This is a genomic window from Agrobacterium albertimagni AOL15, assembly GCF_000300855.1.
GTDB classification, from domain to species: Bacteria; Pseudomonadota; Alphaproteobacteria; order Rhizobiales; family Rhizobiaceae; genus Allorhizobium; species Allorhizobium albertimagni.
On record NZ_ALJF01000004.1, the window covers coordinates 43,932 to 65,452 of the forward strand.

At 62.3% G+C, this 21,521-nt stretch carries 23 protein-coding genes and 1 riboswitch; of the genes, 15 read left to right on the forward strand and 8 right to left on the reverse strand.

Features of this window, described 5'->3' with window-relative positions; genetic code table 11:
• Positions 1 to 31: 31 nt before the first annotated feature.
• The 5 genes from QWE_RS04920 (at position 32) to QWE_RS04940 (ending at position 4,667) form a co-directional block, all read left to right on the forward strand.
• Positions 32 to 1,519 (forward strand): sensor histidine kinase, encoded by a 1,488-nt coding sequence (locus tag QWE_RS04920; protein ID WP_006724985.1) that lies wholly within the window; start codon positions 32 to 34, stop codon positions 1,517 to 1,519.
• Between the two features lie 2 nt (positions 1,520 to 1,521).
• Positions 1,522 to 1,959 (forward strand): response regulator, encoded by a 438-nt coding sequence (locus tag QWE_RS04925; protein ID WP_006724986.1) that lies wholly within the window; start codon positions 1,522 to 1,524, stop codon positions 1,957 to 1,959.
• A 13-nt stretch (positions 1,960 to 1,972) separates the two neighbouring features.
• A complete protein-coding gene (locus QWE_RS04930; RefSeq protein ID WP_006724987.1) occupies positions 1,973 to 3,013 on the forward strand; it encodes a response regulator in 1,041 nt (346 codons plus the stop codon).
• Between the two features lie 89 nt (positions 3,014 to 3,102).
• Complete coding sequence (gene coaBC, locus QWE_RS04935; protein WP_006724988.1) at positions 3,103 to 4,317, forward strand: bifunctional phosphopantothenoylcysteine decarboxylase/phosphopantothenate--cysteine ligase CoaBC; 1,215 nt, start codon at positions 3,103 to 3,105, stop codon at positions 4,315 to 4,317.
• Positions 4,314 to 4,667 (forward strand): MmcQ/YjbR family DNA-binding protein, encoded by a 354-nt coding sequence (locus QWE_RS04940; protein ID WP_006724989.1) that lies wholly within the window; start codon positions 4,314 to 4,316, stop codon positions 4,665 to 4,667. Before coaBC ends, QWE_RS04940 begins: the two co-directional genes overlap by 4 nt.
• 8 nt (positions 4,668 to 4,675) lie before the next feature.
• Here the strand turns inward: QWE_RS04940 and QWE_RS04945 are convergent, their stop codons facing one another.
• Positions 4,676 to 5,503, reverse strand: a complete 828-nt coding sequence (locus tag QWE_RS04945) for a class II glutamine amidotransferase (RefSeq protein ID WP_006724990.1) — start codon at positions 5,501 to 5,503, stop codon at positions 4,676 to 4,678.
• A 243-nt stretch (positions 5,504 to 5,746) separates the two neighbouring features.
• Between QWE_RS04945 and QWE_RS04950 the strand changes: the two genes are divergently transcribed.
• Entirely contained in the window at positions 5,747 to 6,658 is a 912-nt protein-coding gene (locus QWE_RS04950) for a pirin family protein (protein ID WP_006724991.1), read from the forward strand.
• Positions 6,659 to 6,726: 68 nt separating this feature from the next.
• Positions 6,727 to 7,122, forward strand: coding sequence for a GFA family protein (locus QWE_RS04955; protein ID WP_006724992.1), 396 nt, complete (start codon positions 6,727 to 6,729; stop codon positions 7,120 to 7,122).
• On the opposite strand, the gene thiD is transcribed toward QWE_RS04955, so the two are convergent.
• Positions 7,119 to 7,934 carry a bifunctional hydroxymethylpyrimidine kinase/phosphomethylpyrimidine kinase gene (gene thiD, locus QWE_RS04960; protein WP_040299554.1) on the reverse strand — a complete coding sequence of 272 codons (816 nt, stop codon included), beginning with the start codon at positions 7,932 to 7,934 and terminating at the stop codon, positions 7,119 to 7,121. The two genes, QWE_RS04955 and thiD, sit on opposite strands and share 4 nt — an antisense overlap.
• A gap of 55 nt (positions 7,935 to 7,989) precedes the next feature.
• Positions 7,990 to 8,086, reverse strand: a riboswitch (TPP riboswitch).
• Positions 8,087 to 8,212: 126 nt separating this feature from the next.
• Between thiD and QWE_RS04965 the strand changes: the two genes are divergently transcribed.
• Positions 8,213 to 8,887 (forward strand): HAD-IA family hydrolase, encoded by a 675-nt coding sequence (locus tag QWE_RS04965; protein ID WP_006724994.1) that lies wholly within the window; start codon positions 8,213 to 8,215, stop codon positions 8,885 to 8,887.
• Between the two features lie 52 nt (positions 8,888 to 8,939).
• Here QWE_RS04965 and QWE_RS04970 read toward each other — a convergent pair whose 3' ends face one another.
• On the reverse strand, positions 8,940 to 10,523 hold the full coding sequence (locus tag QWE_RS04970) for a peptide chain release factor 3 (RefSeq protein ID WP_006724995.1): 1,584 nt from the start codon (positions 10,521 to 10,523) through the stop codon (positions 8,940 to 8,942).
• 86 nt (positions 10,524 to 10,609) lie between these two features.
• On the opposite strand from QWE_RS04970, the gene dut reads away from it, so the two are divergent.
• Together dut and QWE_RS04980 are read left to right on the forward strand one after the other, a co-directional pair.
• A complete protein-coding gene (gene dut / locus QWE_RS04975) occupies positions 10,610 to 11,086 on the forward strand; it encodes a dUTP diphosphatase (RefSeq protein WP_006724996.1) in 477 nt (158 codons plus the stop codon).
• Between the two features lie 7 nt (positions 11,087 to 11,093).
• Entirely contained in the window at positions 11,094 to 11,975 is an 882-nt protein-coding gene (locus tag QWE_RS04980) for a GNAT family N-acetyltransferase (protein ID WP_006724997.1), read from the forward strand.
• A gap of 6 nt (positions 11,976 to 11,981) precedes the next feature.
• On the opposite strand, the gene QWE_RS04985 is transcribed toward QWE_RS04980, so the two are convergent.
• Positions 11,982 to 12,419, reverse strand: a complete 438-nt coding sequence (locus QWE_RS04985) for an Lrp/AsnC family transcriptional regulator (protein ID WP_006724998.1) — start codon at positions 12,417 to 12,419, stop codon at positions 11,982 to 11,984.
• 127 nt (positions 12,420 to 12,546) lie between these two features.
• On the opposite strand from QWE_RS04985, the gene QWE_RS04990 reads away from it, so the two are divergent.
• Entirely contained in the window at positions 12,547 to 13,449 is a 903-nt protein-coding gene (locus tag QWE_RS04990) for a DMT family transporter (protein WP_006724999.1), read from the forward strand.
• 1 nt (position 13,450) lies between these two features.
• Positions 13,451 to 13,753, forward strand: a complete 303-nt coding sequence (locus tag QWE_RS04995; RefSeq protein WP_006725000.1) for an NIPSNAP family protein — start codon at positions 13,451 to 13,453, stop codon at positions 13,751 to 13,753.
• Positions 13,754 to 13,756: 3 nt separating this feature from the next.
• Here the strand turns inward: QWE_RS04995 and QWE_RS05000 are convergent, their stop codons facing one another.
• Positions 13,757 to 14,389: a LysE family translocator gene (locus tag QWE_RS05000; protein ID WP_006725001.1), complete on the reverse strand. Its 633-nt coding sequence runs from the start codon at positions 14,387 to 14,389 to the stop codon at positions 13,757 to 13,759.
• 269 nt (positions 14,390 to 14,658) lie between these two features.
• On the opposite strand from QWE_RS05000, the gene QWE_RS05005 reads away from it, so the two are divergent.
• From QWE_RS05005 to QWE_RS05015, 3 genes are all read left to right on the forward strand, one after another.
• Positions 14,659 to 15,276 (forward strand): LysE family translocator, encoded by a 618-nt coding sequence (locus QWE_RS05005; protein WP_006725002.1) that lies wholly within the window; start codon positions 14,659 to 14,661, stop codon positions 15,274 to 15,276.
• A 175-nt stretch (positions 15,277 to 15,451) separates the two neighbouring features.
• A complete protein-coding gene (gene cysK / locus QWE_RS05010) occupies positions 15,452 to 16,420 on the forward strand; it encodes a cysteine synthase A (protein WP_006725003.1) in 969 nt (322 codons plus the stop codon).
• A gap of 112 nt (positions 16,421 to 16,532) precedes the next feature.
• Complete coding sequence (locus QWE_RS05015) at positions 16,533 to 17,576, forward strand: HWE histidine kinase domain-containing protein (protein WP_006725004.1); 1,044 nt, start codon at positions 16,533 to 16,535, stop codon at positions 17,574 to 17,576.
• A 58-nt stretch (positions 17,577 to 17,634) separates the two neighbouring features.
• Here QWE_RS05015 and QWE_RS05020 read toward each other — a convergent pair whose 3' ends face one another.
• The 3 genes from QWE_RS05020 to QWE_RS05030 form a co-directional block, all read right to left on the reverse strand.
• Positions 17,635 to 19,164 (reverse strand): YifB family Mg chelatase-like AAA ATPase, encoded by a 1,530-nt coding sequence (locus tag QWE_RS05020; protein ID WP_006725005.1) that lies wholly within the window; start codon positions 19,162 to 19,164, stop codon positions 17,635 to 17,637.
• A 193-nt stretch (positions 19,165 to 19,357) separates the two neighbouring features.
• Entirely contained in the window at positions 19,358 to 20,305 is a 948-nt protein-coding gene (gshB, locus tag QWE_RS05025; protein WP_006725006.1) for a glutathione synthase, read from the reverse strand.
• Positions 20,306 to 20,407: 102 nt separating this feature from the next.
• Positions 20,408 to 21,520 carry a sn-glycerol-3-phosphate import ATP-binding protein UgpC gene (locus QWE_RS05030; protein WP_006725007.1) on the reverse strand — a complete coding sequence of 371 codons (1,113 nt, stop codon included), beginning with the start codon at positions 21,518 to 21,520 and terminating at the stop codon, positions 20,408 to 20,410.
• Position 21,521 lies beyond the last annotated feature (1 nt).

Here is a 21,521-nt window from a genome sequence, read left to right on the forward strand (position 1 = left end):
AAAACGCGTTGTTTGTTCCGTCGGGAGTTACATGTCCGCTACTCAAACCGGCTTCGTCCGGTCCACGCTGCTCTTTCTCCTGATCGGCACTGCAATCCTCGTCGGCATTATCCTCGCGACCTTCGGTCTCGTCGAGCGCACCCAGACGACCTTTGAATATATTCTGCAGGAGCGCAACATCCGGCGAATGTCGGCCGACCTCATGCAGAAGCTGACCGACGCCGAGACAGGCCAGCGCGGCTTCGTCATCACGCGCAACGAACTGTTCCTCCAGCCCTACGAGTCCGCCGTTGGCGAGATTCGCGAAGAGGTCGACAGGCTTGCGGCAGCGGTTGCCGATCGCCCGATCAAGGCGGCCCAGATGGACCGGCTGCGTGACCGGATCCGCGGGAAACTCGCGGAGATGGGGCAAGCGATCAATCTCGTGCGCAGCGGCGAGCAGGCGCAGGCCGTCGAGTTGATCCAGAGCGATGTCGGCCGTGAGCTTATGGACGACATCCGCTCCATGCTCGATCAGTTCAAGTCGCTTTCGGACGCCAATGTCGAGCGAGGGACCGAGGCCCAGATCAGCGCGACCGAGCAGCTTCAATGGATCACGGTCGGCGGCGGCATCGCCATCATTGCCGTGATGGGAGGTGCGATCCTGGTCGTCGCCCAGCATGTGCGTGCGCTGGCGGCTTCCCGGCGTGAGGTGGAGGTCTTGAACCAGGGTCTCGAGGCCCGCGTGGAAGAGCGCACCGAAGATCTCATGCAGGCAAACCAGGAGATCCAGCGCTTCGCCTATATCGTCACGCATGATCTGAGAGCACCGCTCGTCAATATCATGGGCTTTACTTCGGAGCTCGATGCCTCGCTGAAATCCTTGCAGGCCTATGTCCTGAACGACGGCAAGCCGGTATCCGAAGAAGAGATCCGCGAAGCCAGACTGGCTGCGTCAGAGGATCTTCCCGAAGCCATCGGCTTCATTCGCTCGTCGACGAAGAAGATGGACGGACTGATCAACGCGATCCTCAAGATTTCGCGCGACGGGCGGCGTCAGTTGAAGCCCGAAATCGTCGAACTACAGCCGATGCTGGAGACCATCACCAACAGCGTCTACCACCAGATCAGCGAAAGCGACGGAAGTATCGATCTCGACATCAAGGCGACCCGCCTCAACACCGATCGATTGTCGGTCGAACAAATCCTTGGTAACCTTTTCGACAATGCTATCAAGTACAAGCATCCCCAGCGGCCCCTGACCCTCGCCGTCCGAACCGCGCCCGAAGGGCGTCACATGGTAAGGATCGAGGTGGAGGATAACGGCCGTGGCATTGCAGAGCAGGACCACGAACGCATTTTCGAACTTTTCCGCCGCTCCGGGCAGCAGGATAAATCGGGTGAAGGCATCGGCCTTGCCCATGTCCGCTCACTGGCACGGAACCTTGGAGGGGAGATAACCGTTCGATCCCGTTTAGGAGAAGGGTCAACCTTCGTACTGCGACTGCCATCTGATCTGTCACGCTTGGTACGGAGTTGATAATGAAAGCCGTGGGAAAAGAAGTCACCATTGTCATGGTGGAAGACGACGAGGGTCATGCCCGTCTGATCGAGAAGAACGTGCGTCGCGCCGGCGTGAACAACGAGATCGTGCCCTTCACCAACGGCACCGAGGCGCTCGACTACGTCCTGGGCACGGATCGCAGCGGCAAGGTCTCCGAAGATCGCTATCTGCTGATCCTGCTCGACCTCAATTTGCCTGACATGTCGGGCACCGATATTCTCGACCAGATTAAATCCAATCCGCACACGCGACGGCTCCCGGTCGTCATCCTCACGACAACGGATGACGAACGCGAAATCCAGCGCTGCTACGATCTCGGGGCCAATGTCTATATTACCAAACCTGTCGATTACGACAATTTCGCCAACGCCATTCGCCAGCTCGGACTGTTCTTTTCCGTCATGCAGATCCCCTGACGGCGGCCGGGAGATGAGCTTCAGCGTTCTCTACATCGATGACGATGCTGCCATTGCCCGGCTGGTCCAGAGGCATATGGGCCGGCTCGGCCATGAGGTGTCGCATGCAGAGAACGCCGAAGACGCGCTCGAACTCCTGAAGACGTCAGGGTTCGATGTCGTGGTGCTCGACCATTACCTGCGCCAGACGACCGGCCATGAGGTGCTGGGCCGCATGCGCGAGGCCGAAATCGACGTGCCCGTGGTCTATGTTACCGGATCCAACGAGGCGCAGGTCGCGATCGAGGCGATCAAGGCGGGTGCTGCTGACTACGTCATCAAGACGGTCAGCGACGACTTCCTGTCGCTCTTGTCGAGCGCAATCGAGCAGACGGTTGCCAATGCCCAGCTGCGTGCGGCCAAGGCCCGCGCCGATGAAGAGATCCGGCTCGGCAAGGAACGCGCAGAGGCGCTGCTGGCCGAGGTCAACCATCGCGTCGCCAATTCGCTGGCGCTGGTCGCCAGCCTGCTGAGACTGCAGATCTCTGCCGCCCGCAGCGACGAAGTGAAGGCGGAACTGGCGGAAACCCAGGCCCGCATTACGGCCATCGCCGGCATGCATCGCAGTCTCTACACCTCGGACGACGTCAGCCGGGTGGAACTCGATCGCTATCTCAACCGGCTCACCGTTGAGCTCTACAATTCGCTGCATAGCGCCGAAAAGCCTGTGCGCCTCCTGCTCGATGCAGATTCCATCTCCCTCAGCGCCGACAAGGCGGTTTCGGTCGGCATGATCGTCACGGAACTTGTTACCAACGCCTTCAAATATGCCTATGCGCCCGGACAGGCCGGCGATATCCGGGTGCATCTGAAGATGCGGGGCGACGGCGAGGCGCTGCTTCGGGTCGAGGATGACGGCGTCGGCATCGATCCGCAGAGCGCGCCGAAGGGAACCGGTCTCGGGAGCCGTATTGTCAAATCCATGGCCTCGACGCTCGGAGACGGGCTGCACTATCTCGAAGGCACGCATGGCACCGTCGCGGAAGTCCCGCTGAAGCTCGACAACGGAGCTTGAGGCACGCCGTTTACCAGTCCCAGTCTCGATGATTTGCCAGCGACCGGAATTGCGCTAGGGTCGCGCCCGCACAGAAAGGGTTGCACTCCATGAGCTTGGCAGGAAAGCGCATTTTGCTTGTTATCGCGGGCGGCATCGCCGCCTACAAGAGCCTCGACCTTATCAGGAGGCTCCGGGAGCGGGGTGCAAGCGTGCGGCCGATCATGACGCGTGGCGCCCAGGAATTCGTCACACCGCTTGCGGTCGGCGCTCTCTCGGCCTCCCATGTCTATACCGAGCTCTTTTCCCGCGAGGACGAGCAGGATGTCGGCCATATCCGGCTGGCGCGTGAGTGCGATCTCGTGCTTGTGGCCCCTGCAACCGCCGACCTGATGGCGAAGATGGCGAACGGGCTGGCTGATGATCTTGCATCCACCGTCCTTCTCGCGACCGACCGCCCGGTGCTGATTGCGCCTGCCATGAACCCGAAGATGTGGGCTCATGCGGCTACCCAGCGGAACTACGCCACCCTGCAACGTGACGGTATCCAGTCCATCGGCCCGATGGAAGGCGAGATGGCCGAAAGCGGGGAGCGTGGTCGCGGGCGAATGGCCGAGCCGATCGAGATCGCAGACCGTGTCGAAGACCTGCTCTCGGGACCGAAGCCGCTGGCCGGCATGACGGCCGTCGTGACCTCCGGTCCGACCCACGAGCCGATTGATCCGGTGCGCTACATCGCCAACCGCTCCTCGGGCAAGCAGGGCCATGCGATCGCGGCCGCCCTTGCCCGCCTCGGCGCCGAGGTTACCCTGGTCTCCGGACCCGTGACCATTGCCGATCCCGCAGGCGTTCGCACCCAACATGTGGAGCGGGCCGAAGAGATGCGCGATGCCGTGCTCTCGGCGCTTCCGGCCGACATTGCCGTCATGGTCGCCGCTGTCGCGGACTGGCGTGTGGCGTCCTCCGCCGGGCAGAAGATCAAGAAGCAACCTGGCGAGGCCCCGCCGCCGCTCGAGCTTGCGGAAAACCCCGATATCCTGAAGACGGTGGGCCACCACGCTCAGCGTCCGCGCCTCGTCGTCGGCTTTGCCGCCGAGACCCAGAACGTCGAGGAAAATGGCCGATCAAAGCTCGAACGCAAGGGCGCCGACCTGATCGTTGCCAATGATGTCTCGCCCGAGACCGGGATCATGGGCGGCGATCGCAACCGGGTGAAGCTGATTTCCCGCGACGGGGTGGAAGCCTGGCCGGACCTTTCCAAGGACGAAGTCGCCGAACGCCTGGCGCTCTGGATCGCCACCCAGATCGGCGGGACCGGCGCATGAGCCTCTTTACGCGCTCGGGCTTCGAGGCCTTTGTCCAAGGGTTTGCCGGCATCACACAAGTCGACCAGTGGGACAGCCGTGTGGCCAAGGTGGGCGACAAGGTTTTCGCCCTGCTGACCGATGGTGAACATCGGCTGACCTTCAAAGTCAGCGAGGAAAGCTTCGAGATCCTGACATCGCTTAGAGGCGTGTCACAGGCGCCCTATTTCGCCAAGCGCAAATGGGTCAGCGTCGAACCAGACAGCGAGCTCGGCGAAGCCGACCTTATGGAATACCTCACCCGCTCCTATCGCACGGTCAGTTCGTCGCTGACCCGCAAGCTGCGCGCCGAACTCGGCATCGTCGAGTAAAGCTGTGATCAGACCGCAGCCATCGCCGGCTGACGAATCTTCTCGACCCGCGCGTGCTCGACCTCAGGCTTGAACTCGGCGGCATCCAGGCCGTTTTCGCTGAGGATCACGGCACTGCCAGCGGGAATTTCCACCCAGGTATCCGTCTCGTCGTTCAGCGGTTCAGACACGAGACAGAAGCTGCCCTTCGGCCCCATGGGCGCTGCAAACAGCGTTGGAGCATATTCGTCCGTCGAGTAGCGCACGGCATAGAGCGTCTTGCCATCAGAAAAGGCGGCAGTCATGCGGATGCGGGCGGTGCCTGTCAGATGCAGGCTGATCTGCTCAACGAAGCCCACAGCCTCGCTCATCGCGGCGATGGGACGTTCCCTCAGGCCGAACTGAAGGGCCAGCAAGAAGAGCAATTCGCTGTCTGTCGTGCCGACACGGGCGTGGAAATGTTCGTCATCCAGCATGCCCTCCATGGGGCGGCGGATCCGATCGAAATTGTCGATCTGGCCGTTGTGCATAAAGGACCAGTTGCCCTGAACGAAGGGATGGCAGTTGTCGCGGCGGGTGGCGCCATGGGTGGCGGCGCGGACATGGGCGAGGAACAGCGGCGAGCGGATCTGGCTTGCGAGGCTCTTCAGATTGCAATCGGACCAGGCCGGCAGCACATCGCGGAAGCGGCCAGGCTCGGGGCGGTCACCATACCAGGCGAGACCGAAGCCATCGCCGTTGGTGGCGGTCTTGGCGCGGGTTGCGCAATGCGATTGCTCGATCAGGGAATGCGCAGGCGAGGTCACCAGCTCCTCGAGGAAGATCGGAACACCACGGTAAGCTGCCCAACGACACATATGAATTCTGCCCCAGGTCCATCGACCGACTGCGAATCTTCGATAGTCTTCGCCCAATAGACTAATGATTTGCAAACATGACATCCTTCATGACAAAATTTTGTCACGCAGCGCAACATTCTTCCTGCTCTCGCTCGGCACAAAAGTGAACACTGCGTTCTGCCCGGCGGGCCTGCGTGCCATGGTTCTCTCGTCTATATTGCTACCCAAGCAAACAGCCCGTTTCACCGAGGAGGTCACCGAATGTCCATCCGCCCCGTCAAGCATGAGAGCCGCGCCACGCCAACCATGGAAGGCGCCGGCGTCAAACTGCACCGCGTCTTCGGCTTCGGCGATCCTTCAATGACCGACCCCTTCCTGATGATGGACGATTTCCGCAACGACGAGCCGATGGACTATGTCCGCGGCTTCCCCTGGCATCCGCATCGCGGCATCGAGACGATCACCTATGTGCTGGCCGGCACCGTCGAGCATGGCGACAGCCTGGGCAATCAGGGCATGCTGGGTGCGGGCGACCTGCAATGGATGACGGCCGGCAGCGGCATCCTGCACCAGGAAATGCCGAAAGGCGATTTTGCCGGCCGCATGCACGGCTTCCAGCTCTGGGCCAATCTGCCGTCTTCGCTGAAGATGACGAAACCGCGTTATCAGGACATCAAGTCACCCGAGATCCCCGTCGTCATCGATGATGACGGCACGTCGGTGCGTGTCATCTGTGGCGACTTCTGGGGCAAAAGCGGTCCGGTCGACGGCATAGCCGCCGAGCCCGTCTATCTCGACATCTCGGTGCCGCCCGGCAAGCGCAAGACCTTCCCGGTCGATACCTATCGCTCGGCCTTTGCCTATATCTTTGCCGGCTCCGGCTCGTTCCGGGATGCGTCCAAGCCCTTCGGCGTCAAGGTCGAGAAGGAATATATGGGCGAAGAGCTCAATATCCGCGACCTCTCCGGCAACCGCACGCTTGTCGTTTTCGACACCGGCGACGAGATCACCGTTCAGGCGGGAGAGCAGGGCATCCGCTTCCTGCTGGTGACCGGCAAGCCGATCAAGGAGCCGGTCGCCTGGCACGGACCGATCGTCATGAACACGCGCGAAGAGCTGATGCAGGCGATGAAGGAGTTGCAGAACGGAACCTTTATCAAGGCCGATCATTAACCCCACGCAGTCAAGTTCACTTCAACCCGGCGTCTCCAGCGCCGGGTTTTCTTTTTCCGGAGAAGGACATGCGCGTAACCGGGGCATGCCAATGTGGAGAAATCCGCTATCAAGCCGAGGTCGATCCACAGGCCGTCGGGATTTGCCATTGCACGGATTGCCAGCGACTGACGGGCTCAGCTTACAGGGTCACAGTCGCCGCTCTTTCCGGTCAATTTCAGCTTCTGACCGGCGAAGCCAAGTCTTACCGAAAGATGGGCGACAGCGGCCGGCCGAGCCACCAGTTCTTCTGCGGCCACTGCGGATCGCCGATGTGGCGCGAAAGCGCCGACGGCGAGATCGGTTTGCGGCTCGGCTGCATTGACCAGCGCCGAGCACTCGCTCCGACACACCAGTCATTCGGCAAATCCGCCCTGCCCTTCGTCTTCGCCCTTCAGCAACTTCCGGAAAACAGGGACAACTAGTGCTGCCAGAGCGAATGGAAATGATGCACGGGACCGTGTCCTGAGCCAACCGAAAGCTGACCAGAACTCCGGACGGCCTCTGCCAGCCAGGCTTTGGCAACACGCACCGCCTCTTGTGGCTCAAGCCCCTTTGCCAATTCGGCAGCGAGCGCACTCGACAGAGAACAGCCGGTGCCATGGGTATTGCGTGTAGTGATCCGATCCGCCTCGAACCAGGTCACCTGACCCTCCGCAACCAGTACATCCGGGCTTTCGGGGCCCGTCAAATGGCCACCTTTGAGCAGCACCGCCTGGGGTCCGAGTGCTGTCAGCCTGACGGCCTGGGATTCCATGATGCGGCGGTCGAAAGCCTCGGGGTCGCCGAGCAGAGCTGCCGCCTCCGGCAGGTTCGGTGTCAGAAGCGTGGCGAGCGGCAGGAGGTTCGACGTCAAGGCTTCGACCGCATCCGGATCAAGCAGGGAGGCGCCACCCTTGGCGATCATGACGGGATCGAGAACGACGGGGATGTCTCGATAGGGTTTCAGCGCTTCGGCGACGGCCGATGCGATGCCGGCATTGGCGATCATGCCAATCTTCACCGCATCGACCCTGACATCGGCAAAAACCATGCGGATCTGCTCGGCGACAAAGCCAGGATCGAGCGGCACAACGGCCGAGACGCCCGTCGTGTTCTGCGCCGTCAGCGCCGTGATAACAGCCATGCCGTAGCAACCGCGGGCTGAGAAGGCCTTGAGATCGGCCTGGATGCCTGCTCCACCGGAAGGGTCGGAGCCGGCGATGGTCAGCACGTTGCGGATGGTGGATGATCTCATGTCTGCGTCTCCCAAGGCGGCGGAGACGCAGCGGGCAGGGCGCGGATCTATATGGCGCGACACCCGAGCGACTCCCTCCGCCAGCATGATCTGGTTCAGGTTCAAAGGGTGCTTCTCAGCCCGGCTTACGCCAGACGCCCCTGTCTCTCAGGCACCAGACTATGCGACAGCGCCGTTCCTGTCACCTGTGTCTGCCCGTCATTCCCATTCAGAGTTTGCAGCCGACGGCCAGAGCCGCTAGGGAGGCCGGAATATCCAACCGACCCGAGGAGATTGCCTTGCATCACGCCCCAGACCGGCTTTTCGACCGCTCCTATGACGGCTTTCTCTTCGACATGGACGGAACGCTGCTCAATTCCATCGCCGCTGCCGAGCGCGTCTGGAGCCGCTGGGCATTGAAGCACGGTCTGGATCTCGAAGCCTTCCTGCCCACCATGCATGGCAAGCGTGGGATAGATACCATCAGCGCGCTGAACCTGCCCGGTATCGATGTGGTGAAGGAAGCGCTCGAGGTCGAGCGGGGCGAGATCGAAGATCTCGATGGTATCGTGCCGATCCCCGGCGCCATCGACTTTCTGAAAAGCCTGCCGGCCGAACGCTGGGCGATCGTCACCTCGGCACCCTCCGCCCTCGCCCGCGCCCGTATCGGGGCAGCCGGCCTGCCGCAGCCGCTCAAGATCGTGACGGCGGAAGATGTGAAGATCGGCAAGCCGGATCCCGCCGGCTACCGGCTCGGGGCGGAGCGGCTCGGGTTCAATCCTTCACGCTGCCTGGTGTTCGAGGACGTTCTGGCCGGTGTCCGAGCCGGAGAAGCGGCAGGCGCCGATGTCGCCGTGATCACGGCGACCCATGCCCATCCGCTGGAGACCAGCCATCCGACGATTGCGAGCTATGAGACGCTTAGGGTGGAGTTCGACGCTTCCCTGGGACTTCGGATCAAAGCGGCAGAGTAAGCCGACCCGGCGGTGACGGCGTAACCGTCACCGCGCTAGGCAACCGTAGAACTCACGCCGCCTTGGCGACGTGGTATTCCTTGATGGCGACCATCTTGATCGAGGGGTAACGCTCGGATTCGTAGCGCAGCGAGAACTGGTCCTGCGCCATGAAGACCGGATCGCCGTCGAGATCCCGGCAGATGTCGCCGCGGCGCTGGGTCATGAACTTTTCCAGATCGTCCTTGTTCTCGGCCGAGATCCAGCGGCAGACGGAGAAGCGCGACATTTCGAAGGAGACCGGCAGGCCATATTCGCCCTGCAGGCGTTCCTTAAGCACGTCGAGCTGCAGTGCGCCGACGACGCCGACAATGGCCGGCGAGCCGTCTTCCGGGGAGAAGAGCTGCACGACGCCCTCTTCGGCCATCTGCTGCAAAGCTTCCTTCAGCTTCTTCGCCTTCATTGCATCTTCCAGCCGCACGCGGCGCAGGATCTCCGGCGAGAAGTTCGGCACGCCCTGGAAGACGAGGTTTTCGCCTTCGGTCAGCGTGTCGCCGATACGGAGCGTCCCGTGGTTCGGGATGCCGACAACGTCACCGGCATAGGCCGTATCTGCTAGCTGACGCTGCGAGGCGAAGAAGAACTGCGGCGCCGTCAGGCCCATCTGCTTGCCGGTGCGGGCGAGACGAGCCTTCATGCCGCGCTCGAGCTTGCCGGAGCAGATGCGAGCAAAGGCGATGCGGTCGCGGTGGTTCGGGTCCATGTTGGCCTGGATCTTGAAGACGAAGGCGGTCATCTTGTCTTCGGCGGCGTGCACCGTGCGGGTGTCGGCCACCTGGTCGCGCGGCGGCGGTGCGTAGGCGCCGAGCGCATTGATCAGGTCGCGGACACCGAAGTTGCGCAGAGCCGAACCGAAGAAGACGGGCGTCATGTGGCCTTCGAGGAAGCTGTCGCGATCGAAGGGTCGGCAGGCTTCGCGGGCGAGTTCCAGCTCATCGATAAAGGTCTGGCGCTCGTTTTCGGGCAGGTTCTCCGCGACGCTCTGCGGACCGTTGACCTTCAGCGGCTCGACCTGGGCATCGCCGCCCCGATAGGTGTTGTTGGCGAGATGATAGGAGCCACAGAAGGTCTTGGAACGGCCGACGGGCCAGGTGATCGGGGCCGTGTCGAGCGCCAGCTTCTCTTCGACCTCGTCGAGGATTTCGAAGGGGTCGCGGCTTTCGCGGTCCATCTTGTTGATGAAGGTGATGATCGGAATGTCGCGCATGCGGCAGACCTCGAACAGCTTCAAGGTCCGCGGCTCGATACCCTTGGCGGCGTCGATGACCATGACGGCCGCATCGACTGCCGTCAGCGTGCGATAGGTGTCGTCGGCGAAGTCTTCGTGGCCGGGCGTATCGAGAATGTTGAAGACATGGCCTTCATATTCGAAGGTCATGACCGACGTCACGACCGAAATGCCGCGCTCGCGCTCGATCTTCATCCAGTCCGAGCGGGTCTGGATGCGATCCTTCTTCGCCTTGACTTCACCGGCAAGCTGAATGGCGCCGCCGAACAACAGCAGCTTTTCAGTCAGCGTCGTCTTACCCGCATCCGGGTGCGCGATAATAGCAAAGGTGCGGCGGCGGGAGACCGCCTCGGCGAGCGTTTCAGCCATATCTCAGGAGTCCTTCTGGTCGGGCGGTTATCTAGCGTTTCGACGGCCAATATGCAATTGAGCGCGACAAACAAAGGAATTCCGCCATGTCCACCATCCGCTCCGACGTTATCGGCCCCGTGCTCAACCTGAAGCGCCTCCCGCATGGAGAAGGTCTGGAGCTTCCGGCCTATGAGACCGCAGGCGCGGCCGGCATGGATCTCAGGGCAGCGGTCGCCGAGGGGGAACCAATGACGCTTGCTCCGGGCGCCCGCGCGCTGGTGCCGACCGGCTTCATCCTGGAAATCCCTGAAGGTTTCGAAGCCCAGATCCGCCCACGCTCGGGTCTCGCCTTCAAGAACGGCGTGACATGCCTCAACACACCCGGCACGATCGACAGCGACTATCGCGGCGAGGTGAAGGTGCTGCTCATCAATCTCGGCCAGGAGGATTTCGTCATCACACGCGGCATGCGCATCGCCCAGATGGTGATCGCACCGGTAACGCAGGTATGCGTGACCGAAGTGACCGAGACGAGCGACACGGCGCGGGGTGCCGGCGGGTTCGGATCGACGGGGGTATGAAGATCCAGTGCGGGAAACGCTGACGCTCCGAGAAGGCTACTTCGAAGATCCGAACGCCTTTCGAGCGCTCGCGGACCTGCTGCAAGACGTGTTCGGCATCGATATCGGGCTGCAGAGCCGCTTCGGCGGGCCAGATCCTTCATCGATGCCCTTTGGCTATTTCGACGCGACTGGCCGTTGCGTCGCCAATTTCTCGGGGTTTTCCATGCCGCTTTTCATAAAAGGGCGGGCCATCGTGGCGGCTGGGTTTCAATCGGGTGCCGTTCTCCCTGTGTTTCGCGGGCGGGGGCTCTATCGCGATCTCATGCAGCGCGCCTTCGCCTGGGCCGACAAACAGGGCTTCGAGGCCGGTCTTCTTCTGACAGACAAGCCGCAACTCTATCACGGCTATGGTTTTCGAATTGTGCCGCAATTCAGCGTCTGCGGAGATGTGACACAAACAGTGCCTGCGGACGCCGAGGCGCGGGAAATCGACTTGAAGAATCAGGATGATGTTGCGCTGGTCTTGAGGATCCTCGCCGATCGGGAGCCTGTCTCTCATCAGCTTTCCGTTGTGCGCCAGTCCGAAGGGTTTCTGCTCAATGCTGCGCTCGATCCAAAGATCAGGCTGAGTTACTTGCCCGGCTTCGACGCCATCCTTGCCTGGAGGCTCTATGGCGGCACATTGCAGATGCTTGATATCGCCGCCCGTCAGATACCATCAATGTCGGAGATCCGCGATGCATTGGGCGTGGCGCACGACCGCATCGAGGTATTCTTCCCGACGGACCGTCTCGAATGGAGCGGGGACGACAGACCATATGACGGATCGTGCGCCCTTATGGTCAGGGGGCTTCAGCCATCCGACATCCCGGCGCCCAGCATGTTGTCGCCGATGGCTGATTTTTAGCATGCATCACAGGACCGGCGGCATGCGTCGCTTGAGGGGCGTGGACTTGACCATCGCGGTATTGGTCTGCGCCTTCTCGGTGATCCGGTCGTGGACCCGGTCGAGATCGGCCATGTTGCGCACGGCCACGCGGCACACAAAGCAGTCGTCACCGGTGATCTTGTCGCATTCGATGATCTCCGGCGTTTCCAGAATGATCTTCTCGACGATATGCAGCATGCCCGGCAGGGGGCGCACGCGCATGATGGCCTGCAATGGATAGCCGAGCGCTTCCAGAGACACCTCTGCGACATAGCCTAAGAGTACGCCACGCTCTTCCAGACGGCGCAGGCGTTCGGAACAGGCGGGCGAGGACAGACCGGCGCGCGCTGCCAGCTCCTTCAGCGACAGCCGAGCATCATCCGCGAGGGCGTCGATGATCTTGCGGTCTGGCGCATCCAGCACTTGAGGAAAATTAGGATTCACCGCCGATCTCCCGCGCATAATTCCGTAGACGTGAGACTACACCTAATTTTCGCAAAGGAAATCCCGTTGTCGCAGGCATAGAGTGCGGAAAACTCGGAGATCGACGATGAACCCTGTCACCAAGCGCGGAATTTTCGACATGACCCTCGCCATGGTGATGTCCGGCACGATCGGCTGGTTCGTGCTGCAATCCGGCCAAAGCCCCTATAACGTCGTCTTCTTCCGCTGCCTGATCGGCGCTCCGATTCTCGCCTTGCTCTGCTTTCACCTGAAGGCCTTTTCCGGGTCTAGCCTGGATGCGAAACGGGTGATGATCGCGGCCGGTGGCGGTGTGGCGCTGGTGATGAACTGGCTGCTGCTGTTTTCGGCCTATCCGCTGGCGTCGATCTCGGTGACCACGATCGTCTATAATTTTCAGCCCTTCATGCTCGTCGGTCTCGGAGCGCTCTTCCTCGGGGAGCGCGTGGGCGCTGCCAAACTCGGCTGGATGGGCCTGGCCTTTGCCGGAATGCTGGCGATGACATTGAGCGGAACATCTCTCAGCGCTCATGCGGGCCAGGGATATCTCACAGGCATCCTGCTCGCGCTTGGGGCAGCCTTCTGCTATGCGGTGGCTGCGTTTGTCACCCGGCGGCTGCGCGGCACGTCACCCTATGTCATCGCCCTCATCCAGGTCCTGACCGGTATCGTCATCCTCGCGCCCCTTGCCGATTTCAACGCTCTGCCGAGCTCCCCGCAAAGCTGGGCCATGGTGGCGACCATCGGCGTGGTGCACACCGGGGTGATGTATGCCTTTCTCTATTCGGCGATCCAGAAGCTCCCGGTCGTGCTGACGGGCACCTTGTCCTTCCTCTACCCTGTCGTCGCCATCCTGGTGGATATTCTAGCCTATGGCCATGTGCTGATGCCCGGACAGGCGCTGGGCGGCGCGGCGATCCTTCTTGCCGCCGTGGGCACGACCCTCAACATCACTCCACGACATCTTCTGCCCGGAACCCGAAGGGCCTGACATGATTACCTGCAGCCTGCGTTATGAGATCGATCCCTACAAGCTCAAGGAGTTCGAGCATTATGCGGCCCTCTGGATCCCGCTGGTCAACAGGCTCGGCGGCACCCATCACGGCTATTTCCTGCCGCATGAAGGGGCCAACGACATCGCGCTCGCGCTGTTCAGCTTTCCGTCGCTCGCAGCCTACGAGGCCTACCGCGAAGCGATCGCGGCAGATGCCGAGTGCCAGGCAGCATTCGCTTATGCCGAGGAGACCCGTTGCATCCTGCGCTATGAGCGTAGCTTCATGCGGCCGATGTTCTGATCGTCAACGCTGCGCTTCCGTCACCATTCGGACCGCCAGGCCGGCCAGCACCGTGCCCATCAGCCAGCGCTGGACGACAAGCCACACTGGACGGCCAGCGAGGAAATGGGCGATCGAGCCAGCAGAGAGCGCGATCAAGCCATTGACCGTGACGCTGATGGCAATTTGCATGAAGCCGAGCACAAGCAACTGCAGCAGTACGCTGCCACCCGCGGGGTCGACGAACTGCGGCAGGAGCGAGAGATAGAGGACGGCAATCTTTGGATTGAGCAGGCTGGTGACGAAGCCCACCAGACAGAGCTTGCGATTGCTGTCTTGGGGCAGATCGCGCACCTGAAAGGGCGACCGCCCGCCGGGCCTCACGGCTTGCCATGCCAGCCAGGCGAGATAGACCGCGCCCGCGACTTTCAGCAGATCATAGGCAAAGGGTATGGCGAAGAGCAGGACCGTGATCCCAAAAGCCGTCAGCAAGACGTAGACGAGGAAACCGAGGGCGACGCCGCCGAGCGAGACGATGCCGGCCATCGGCCCCTGACAGATCGAGCGGGAGACGAGATAGATCATGTTCGGCCCCGGTGTCAGCACCATGCCGAGACAGATCAGGGCGAAGGCAAGCAGCAGGGTGGTGCTGGGCAAAGAGGTGTTCTCCGGGACTTCGACCATGTCTATCCATGTCCTTGAGCCACCGCAAACGACATCGTGTCATCGAGACAAGTCCGTATGATGCAGGTGATCGCGGCGATGGCGGCTGTCGGGGGTCAGACCACGCCAACGACCTTGCGCACTGCATCCGGTGTCAGATTTTGCGCGTCGTGCATCGCCCTCAATCTTTGCGATGCGGCTGATCCAGGTGCTTTCCCATTCCTCGTAAATTCAATAGAAGGAATTGTGGGCGGAGGACCTCCATGACAATGACGACAATCATCGCTTATTGCGGCGCGCTGTTCATCGCGGCCGCCATTCCGGGACCGGGTATGACCGCGATCGTGGCGCGGGCGCTGGGCTCCGGCTTCCGGCCGACCTTCTTCATGGGGCTCGGCCTCATCCTCGGCGATCTCGTCTATCTGACTGCCGTCATCCTCGGGCTTTCGGTGCTGGCGAAAACCTTCGTGACGCCCTTCCTGGTTCTGAAATTCCTCGGTGCCGCCTACCTCGTCTATGTCGCCTGGAAGCTCTGGACATCAGGGCTCCTGCCGCAAGACATCAAGGCGGAGCGCGCCATGCGCCCGTCCATGTCCTTCCTCTCCGGTCTTCTGGTGACGCTCGGCAATCCGAAGACCATGCTGTTCTACGTCGCTCTTGTCCCGACGCTGATCCCGCTCGAGGCGATCGGACTTGCCGATTACATCCTGCTCGTGGGCCTGACCTTCGTCGTGCTGATGGCGGTGCTTCTGCCCTATATCCTGCTTGCGGCTCAGGCGCGCGGACTCTTGAAGCGGCCGGAGGCGCTGAAAGTCTTGAACCGCAGCGCTGCCGGCATCCTCGCCGGCACGGCCGCCTATATCGCCGCGCGGGCGGCCTGATTGGCACGCGGCATGAAACAAACAGGCCGCAGGCGCTTTTCTAATGCGAAGGCGAATGCGACCGGCCCACGGAGCAGATTTTTCCACGGATCAAGCCCGCTGCGGCATGGCTATGCTGGCAAGGACGGGTCGGCAGGCGTAAGCTCGCGCCAACCAAATCACCAGGGAGAAACCCATGACTGAGCAGAAGAAACCCGGCCGCGGACGCGTCTATGGCTCGATCACCGAAACGATCGGCGATACCCCGATCGTGCGCCTCGACAAGATGGCCAAGGAGAAGGGCGTGAAGGCGCATCTGCTCGCCAAGCTCGAATTCTTCAACCCGATCGCCTCGGTCAAGGATCGTATCGGCGTGGCCATGATCGAGAGCCTCGAAGCCCAGGGCAAAATCGTGCCCGGCAAGACCGTTCTCATCGAGCCGACATCCGGGAATACCGGCATTGCGCTTGCCTTTGCGGCGGCGGCCAAGGGTTATCGCCTGATCCTCACCATGCCGGAGACCATGTCGATCGAACGCCGCAAGATGTTGGCCCTGCTCGGCGCCGAGCTCGTGCTGACCGAGGGCGCAAAGGGCATGAAGGGTGCCATCGCCAAGGCGCAGGAACTGGCCGAGACGACGCCGGATGCAATCATTCCGCAGCAGTTCGAGAACTCCGCCAATCCGGAAATTCACCGCAAGACGACAGCCGAGGAAATCTGGAACGACACCGACGGCCAGGTCGATATATTTGTCTCCGGCATCGGCACGGGCGGCACCATCACCGGCACCGGCCAGGTGCTCAAGAGCCGCAAGCCCGAGATCAAGGTCGTCGCCGTCGAGCCGGCCGACAGCCCGGTTCTCTCCGGTGGCAATCCCGGCCCGCACAAGATCCAGGGAATCGGCGCGGGCTTTGCGCCTGCCATTCTCGACACCCATGTCTATGACGAGGTCGTCACCGTCACCAACGACGAAGCCTTCGAAAATGCGCGACTCGTTGCCCGCCTCGAAGGCGTGCCGGTCGGCATCTCCTCGGGGGCGGCGCTGTCGGCGGCGATCAAGCTTGGCCAGCGTGAAGAAAATGCCGGCAAGACGATCGTCGTCATCATTCCGTCCTTTGCCGAGCGCTATCTGTCAACGGCGCTCTTTGCCGGTCTCGGCGAATAAGTTTCGAAGGGGCGCCGCGCAACAGCCGGCGCCCCTCACCCCTCGATTGCAGCCGTCCACTTCCCCGGCTAGAGTATCACCCACAGGTCGACTGCAGTCCTCAAGGGGCCCCATGCGCGCATTACTTCATCGCCTGCCTGCGTTTGCCTCCGTTCAAGAGCGACTGTCGACGAGCGGCCTGGTCGCGACCTATGTCGCAAGCCTCATCGTTTTTGCCATAGCACTGGCGATCCGCGCCTGGTTCGATCCCGTGCTGCCGGCTGGTTTCCCTTTTCTCACCTTCTTTCCGGCCGTCATCATCTGCGGATTTGTCTTCGGCGTCCGTCAGGGCCTGATGGTCGCCGCACTCTCCGGTCTCGCAGCCTGGTACTTCTTCATTAGCCCTGGCCGCTTCGACTTCTCGCTCGGCACGCTGCTCGCCATGGGGCTCTACCTCTTTGTCGTCGCCACCGATCTGACGCTGATCTACATGATGAAACAGGCCTATCGCCAGGAGATCAGCACCCGCGAGGAGGTTCAGCGACTGGCCGAACAGCAGGAGGTCATGGCCCAGGAACTGGACCATCGCCTGAAGAACATCTTCGCCACCATCAATGCGATCATCAGCCTCTCTCTCAAGAATGCCTCCAGCGCCGATGAGCTGGCAGCCCGGCTGCGCGATCGGCTGACGGCACTCGGCCGCTCCAACCTGCTGCTGCGCGGCCTTCGCGAGGGCGAGGACGCGTCGCTGCAAAGCGTCATCTTCCAGGCGCTCGAACCCTTTGCCATCGTCGGCACCCCGCGCTTCATGGCGCATGGTCCACGCGTCCCGGTCGGTGGTCAGACCGTCGTCGTGCTCAGCCTGATCTTGCACGAGCTCGGTACCAATGCCGCAAAATACGGCGCTCTCAGCGTCGGCCATGGCCAAGTCTCCCTGACCTGGGACATCGAGACGGCCCAGGATGGAACCGAGCAACTCGTCATGCGCTGGAGCGAAAGCGGCGGTCCGCCACCGCTTGCGCCACAGCCGGGATCGGGTGGCTTCGGCTCGACCCTGATGAAGCGCGTGATCGCTGGCGTGCGCGGCCAGACAGAGATCACCTATCCGGAGACCGGAGCCGAGGTGCGCCTCACGCTTCCGGTCGACATGCTTCGCCCGGCGGCGTTGCCAGGCTAATTCTCGCCTTCTCCTATCCCGACCCGTGCTTTCGACCCCTCCTCCTCAAGATCGCCGGTCACGCCGCCGCTGCCAGCCGTTCGGAGGCGATGCGGTAAGAGATCGCCTCGGCCAGATGGATACGCCCGAGGGTTTCCACCCCATCGAGATCGGCAAGCGTCCGCGCCACCTTCAGCACCCGGTGATAGCCGCGCGCCGAAAACCGGAATTTCTCTGCCGCATCGCGTAAGAGCTGCAGCCCGGATGCATCCGGTTCCGCCAGGGTCTCGATCAGCGCCGTCGAGCAACGGGCATTAGTGCTGAAGGGCAAACCGAGACGTTCGAAACGATCCCGCTGACGGGCGCGGGCCGAGGCCACGCGTTTGGCCACCTCCGCACTGCTTTCAGCCGCGCGAGGCCGGATGAGATCCGTGGCCGAGACGGCGGGCACATCGATGCGGATGTCGATACGGTCCATCAGGGGTCCCGAAATGCGGCCCTGATATTCGGTCTGGCAGCGGATGCCACGCGCACAGACATGCCCGGGCTCGCCCGCCATGCCACAACGGCAGGGGTTCATGGCTGCCACCAGCTGAAAGTCGGAGGGGTAGGAGACCCGGTGGTTGGCGCGGGCGATGATACATTCGCCGGTTTCGAGCGGCTGGCGGAGTGCATCGAGCACGGGCGGCGCGAATTCCGGCAGTTCGTCGAGGAAGAGAATGCCATGATGGGCAAGCGACGCCTCGCCGGGTTTGGCCTTCAACCCGCCGCCGACGAGAGCTGCCATGGTGGCCGAGTGATGCGGCGTGCGGAAGGGCCGGCGATCGGAGAGCTTGCCGCCGGATAGCTGCCCCGCGATCGAATGGATCATCGAGACTTCGAGCAGTTCTGCCGCAGAGAGCGGCGGCAGGATCGACGGCAGGCGGGCAGCCAGCATCGACTTGCCTGAGCCGGGCGGGCCGACGAAAAGCAGATTGTGTCCGCCGGCGGCTGCGACCTCCAGCGCCCGCTTGGCGCTTTCCTGACCCTTGATGTCGGCGAGATCCGGCAGGTTGGCAGCAGGCACCCGGATCGAAGGTTCCGGCCGGGAAAGCACCTGCGTGCCCCTGAAGTGATTGGCAAGCGCGATCAGGCTGCGCGGGGCGAGGATGTCAATCTCGCTGCCGGCCCAGGCGGCCTCGGCGCCGCTGTCGGCCGGGCAGATCAGGCCCTTGTCCATGGCGTTGGCGCTGATCGCAGCCGGCAAAGCCCCTGCGATCGATGCGATCGTGCCGTCGAGATTGAGTTCGCCGATCACAAGAAAGCCCTGCAGCGCATCGCCCGGGATGGCGCCGAGGGCCGCCATCAGGCCGAGGGCAATTGGCAAATCGAAGTGCGATCCTTCCTTGGGCAGATCCGCTGGCGCGAGATTGACCGTCACCCGCTTGGCAGGAAGCGCCAGACCCGAGGCATGCAGCGCCGCCTGGACCCGTTCGCGGCTCTCGGCCACGGCCTTGTCCGGCAGACCGACGATCTGCATGCCCGTCTTGCCGGGCGCCACCATAACCTGAACCTCGACGGGCACGCCTTCTATGCCCTGGAATGCAACCGTACTGACACGCGCTACCATTGCCCGCCCTCGCCGATCGATCTGAAGCCATCACCGCAACTTCATATTGCGTGTGGCGACGGGAACAATCTCGCATAAGAAGCAATCGAGCGCAAGAACATTTGCGGAACATCTGCACCTGCAGATAGGCGCAGGGTTGCATCCGGTTGAACGACCGGAACGGCAACCGAACTTCCGAAAAGGATTCAGCGGGTTAGGCGCGCTTGCGTTCGATCGCATCCCAGAGGAGGGCTGCGATATCCGCACCGCCGAACTTCTTCACCTCACGAAGTCCGGTGGGCGACGTCACGTTGATTTCGGTCATGTAGTCGCCGATCACGTCGATGCCGACGAGCAGAAAGCCGCGCTCGCGGAGAGCAAGACCGATGCGGGCGCAGATTTCCCGCTCGCGCGCGGTAAGCTCGGTCGGTTCCGGTCTGCCGCCGGCATGCATGTTGGAGCGCGCATCGTGTTCGGCAGGAACGCGGTTGATCGCGCCGACAGGCTCGCCATCGACGAGGATGATACGCTTGTCGCCCTTGCGCACGGCCGGCAGGTAGCCTTGCGCGATGAAGGGTTCGCGAAACATCTGGCCGAACATTTCCATCAGCGAGGAGAAGTTGCGGTCGTCGCGGGTCGAGTGGAAGACGCCCGCGCCGCCATTGCCGTAAAGCGGCTTCAGAATGATGTCGCCCTGCTCCTCCCGGAACCGGGCGATCTCGGCGGGATCCTTGGTGATGAGCGTTGGCGGCATCAGGTCGGCGAATTCGGTAACGAAGATCTTCTCCGGCGAATTGCGCACCCAGGCCGGATCGTTGACGACAAGCGTCTTCGGATGGATGCGCTCGAGCAGATGCGTCGAAGTGATGTAGGCCATGTCGAAAGGCGGATCCTGACGCAGGAGGATGACATCCATGGTCGAAAGGTCGACGCGCTCCGGCGCGCCGAGGGTGTAGTGGTCACCCTTGACGTCGCGCAGCTCCATGGGCTCGACGGTTGCGAAGACCTTGCCGTCGCGCATGGAAAGCCGGTCGGGCGTGTAGTGGAAGAGCTTGTAGCCGCGGTTCTGCGCCTCGATGCTCATGGCGAAGGTGCTATCACCCGCGATGTTGATCGTGGATACGTGATCCATTTGGACGGCGACGTTTCTGATATTGGCCATGAGCTATCCCCTGCGATTGCCCAGCAGATTTAGGCGGCGCGCCGCGCGAAGGCAACGCCGCCGACCTTGAATTTTGCTGAAGCGACGGTGAAGCCCGGACGCTCAGGCGAAGACCCGCTCGGTCTCCTGCGCGACAGGCTGCTCGTCTTCAACTGTACGGCCCGCATCCAGCCGGCGCCCGGTATCGGCGGAGAAGACATGCAGCTTGGACGGGGAGATGCGCAGCGAAAGACGTTCGCTCAACTCGACATGCGAGGCGACGACTGCAGTGAGCGGCTGGCCCTCGACCAGACCATGCACCAGACGCTGGGCACCGAGTTCCTCGACATAGTCGATGGTGAGTGAAAACTGGGCATCGTCATCATGGGTCAGAACGAGATCCTCGGCGCGCATTCCGAGACTGACCGGACCGTCCGACCAGGCGCCGTCGATCGGGAGCGCGGCATCCGCGAAGAACAGCTGTCCGCCTTCGACGCGGGCATCCACGAGGTTCATGGCCGGGGAGCCGATAAAGCTCGCGACGAAGGTGGAGGCAGGACGGTTGTAGACCTCGAGCGGCGTGCCGATCTGTTCGATGCGGCCACCGTTCAGGACCACCAAGCGGTCGGCAAGCGTCATCGCTTCCAGCTGGTCATGGGTGACGTAGATCGCGGTCGTCTTCAGCCGCTTCTGCAGCTTGCGGATCTCGCCGCGCATCGTCACGCGCAGCTTGGCGTCGAGGTTGGAGAGCGGCTCGTCGAAGAGGAAGACGGCGGGCTTGCGGACGATCGCGCGGCCCATGGCAACGCGCTGCCGCTGGCCGCCTGAAAGCGCGCGGGGCTTGCGGTCGAGGTATTTCTCGATCTCCAGCATTTTCGCGGCTTCCGCGACGCGCTCGGCAATTTCCGTTTTCGGTGTGCCCCGGTTCTTCAGGCCGTAAGCGAGATTGTCGTAGACGGTCATGTGCGGATAGAGCGCATAGTTCTGGAAGACCATGGCGATGTCGCGATCGGCCGGCTCGACTTCGTTGACGACACGGTCGCCGATCGAGATCGTGCCTTGGGAGATCTCCTCCAGCCCTGCCACCATGCGCAGCAGCGTGGACTTGCCGCAGCCGGAGGGACCGACGAGCACGATGAACTCACCGTCCTCGATCTGGATGTCGACGGTGTCGACGGCCTTGGCGCCGCCCTTGTCGTAGATCTTGCAGACCTCGTTGATATCGATGGAAGCCATA

Bases quoted from the DNA above. Each gene is read 5' to 3' on its own strand.
- QWE_RS04995 (WP_006725000.1), top strand. From the start codon at position 13,451: ATGATTACCTGCAGCCTGCGTTATGAGATCGATCCCTACAAGCTCAAG.
- QWE_RS05020 (WP_006725005.1), bottom strand. From the start codon at position 19,164: ATGGTAGCGCGTGTCAGTACGGTTGCATTCCAGGGCATAGAAGGCGTG.
- QWE_RS04930 (WP_006724987.1), top strand. From the start codon at position 1,973: ATGAGCTTCAGCGTTCTCTACATCGATGACGATGCTGCCATTGCCCGG.
- QWE_RS04990 (WP_006724999.1), top strand. From the start codon at position 12,547: ATGAACCCTGTCACCAAGCGCGGAATTTTCGACATGACCCTCGCCATG.
- QWE_RS05030 (WP_006725007.1), bottom strand. From the start codon at position 21,520: ATGGCTTCCATCGATATCAACGAGGTCTGCAAGATCTACGACAAGGGC.
- gshB (WP_006725006.1), bottom strand. From the start codon at position 20,305: ATGGCCAATATCAGAAACGTCGCCGTCCAAATGGATCACGTATCCACG.
- QWE_RS04955 (WP_006724992.1), top strand. From the start codon at position 6,727: ATGCGCGTAACCGGGGCATGCCAATGTGGAGAAATCCGCTATCAAGCC.
- cysK (WP_006725003.1), top strand. From the start codon at position 15,452: ATGACTGAGCAGAAGAAACCCGGCCGCGGACGCGTCTATGGCTCGATC.
- QWE_RS04970 (WP_006724995.1), bottom strand. From the start codon at position 10,523: ATGGCTGAAACGCTCGCCGAGGCGGTCTCCCGCCGCCGCACCTTTGCT.
- dut (WP_006724996.1), top strand. From the start codon at position 10,610: ATGTCCACCATCCGCTCCGACGTTATCGGCCCCGTGCTCAACCTGAAG.
- QWE_RS05005 (WP_006725002.1), top strand. From the start codon at position 14,659: ATGACAATGACGACAATCATCGCTTATTGCGGCGCGCTGTTCATCGCG.
- thiD (WP_040299554.1), bottom strand. From the start codon at position 7,934: ATGAGATCATCCACCATCCGCAACGTGCTGACCATCGCCGGCTCCGAC.
- QWE_RS04945 (WP_006724990.1), bottom strand. From the start codon at position 5,503: ATGTGTCGTTGGGCAGCTTACCGTGGTGTTCCGATCTTCCTCGAGGAG.
- QWE_RS04920 (WP_006724985.1), top strand. From the start codon at position 32: ATGTCCGCTACTCAAACCGGCTTCGTCCGGTCCACGCTGCTCTTTCTC.
- QWE_RS04940 (WP_006724989.1), top strand. From the start codon at position 4,314: ATGAGCCTCTTTACGCGCTCGGGCTTCGAGGCCTTTGTCCAAGGGTTT.
- QWE_RS04950 (WP_006724991.1), top strand. From the start codon at position 5,747: ATGTCCATCCGCCCCGTCAAGCATGAGAGCCGCGCCACGCCAACCATG.
- coaBC (WP_006724988.1), top strand. From the start codon at position 3,103: ATGAGCTTGGCAGGAAAGCGCATTTTGCTTGTTATCGCGGGCGGCATC.
- QWE_RS05015 (WP_006725004.1), top strand. From the start codon at position 16,533: ATGCGCGCATTACTTCATCGCCTGCCTGCGTTTGCCTCCGTTCAAGAG.
- QWE_RS04925 (WP_006724986.1), top strand. From the start codon at position 1,522: ATGAAAGCCGTGGGAAAAGAAGTCACCATTGTCATGGTGGAAGACGAC.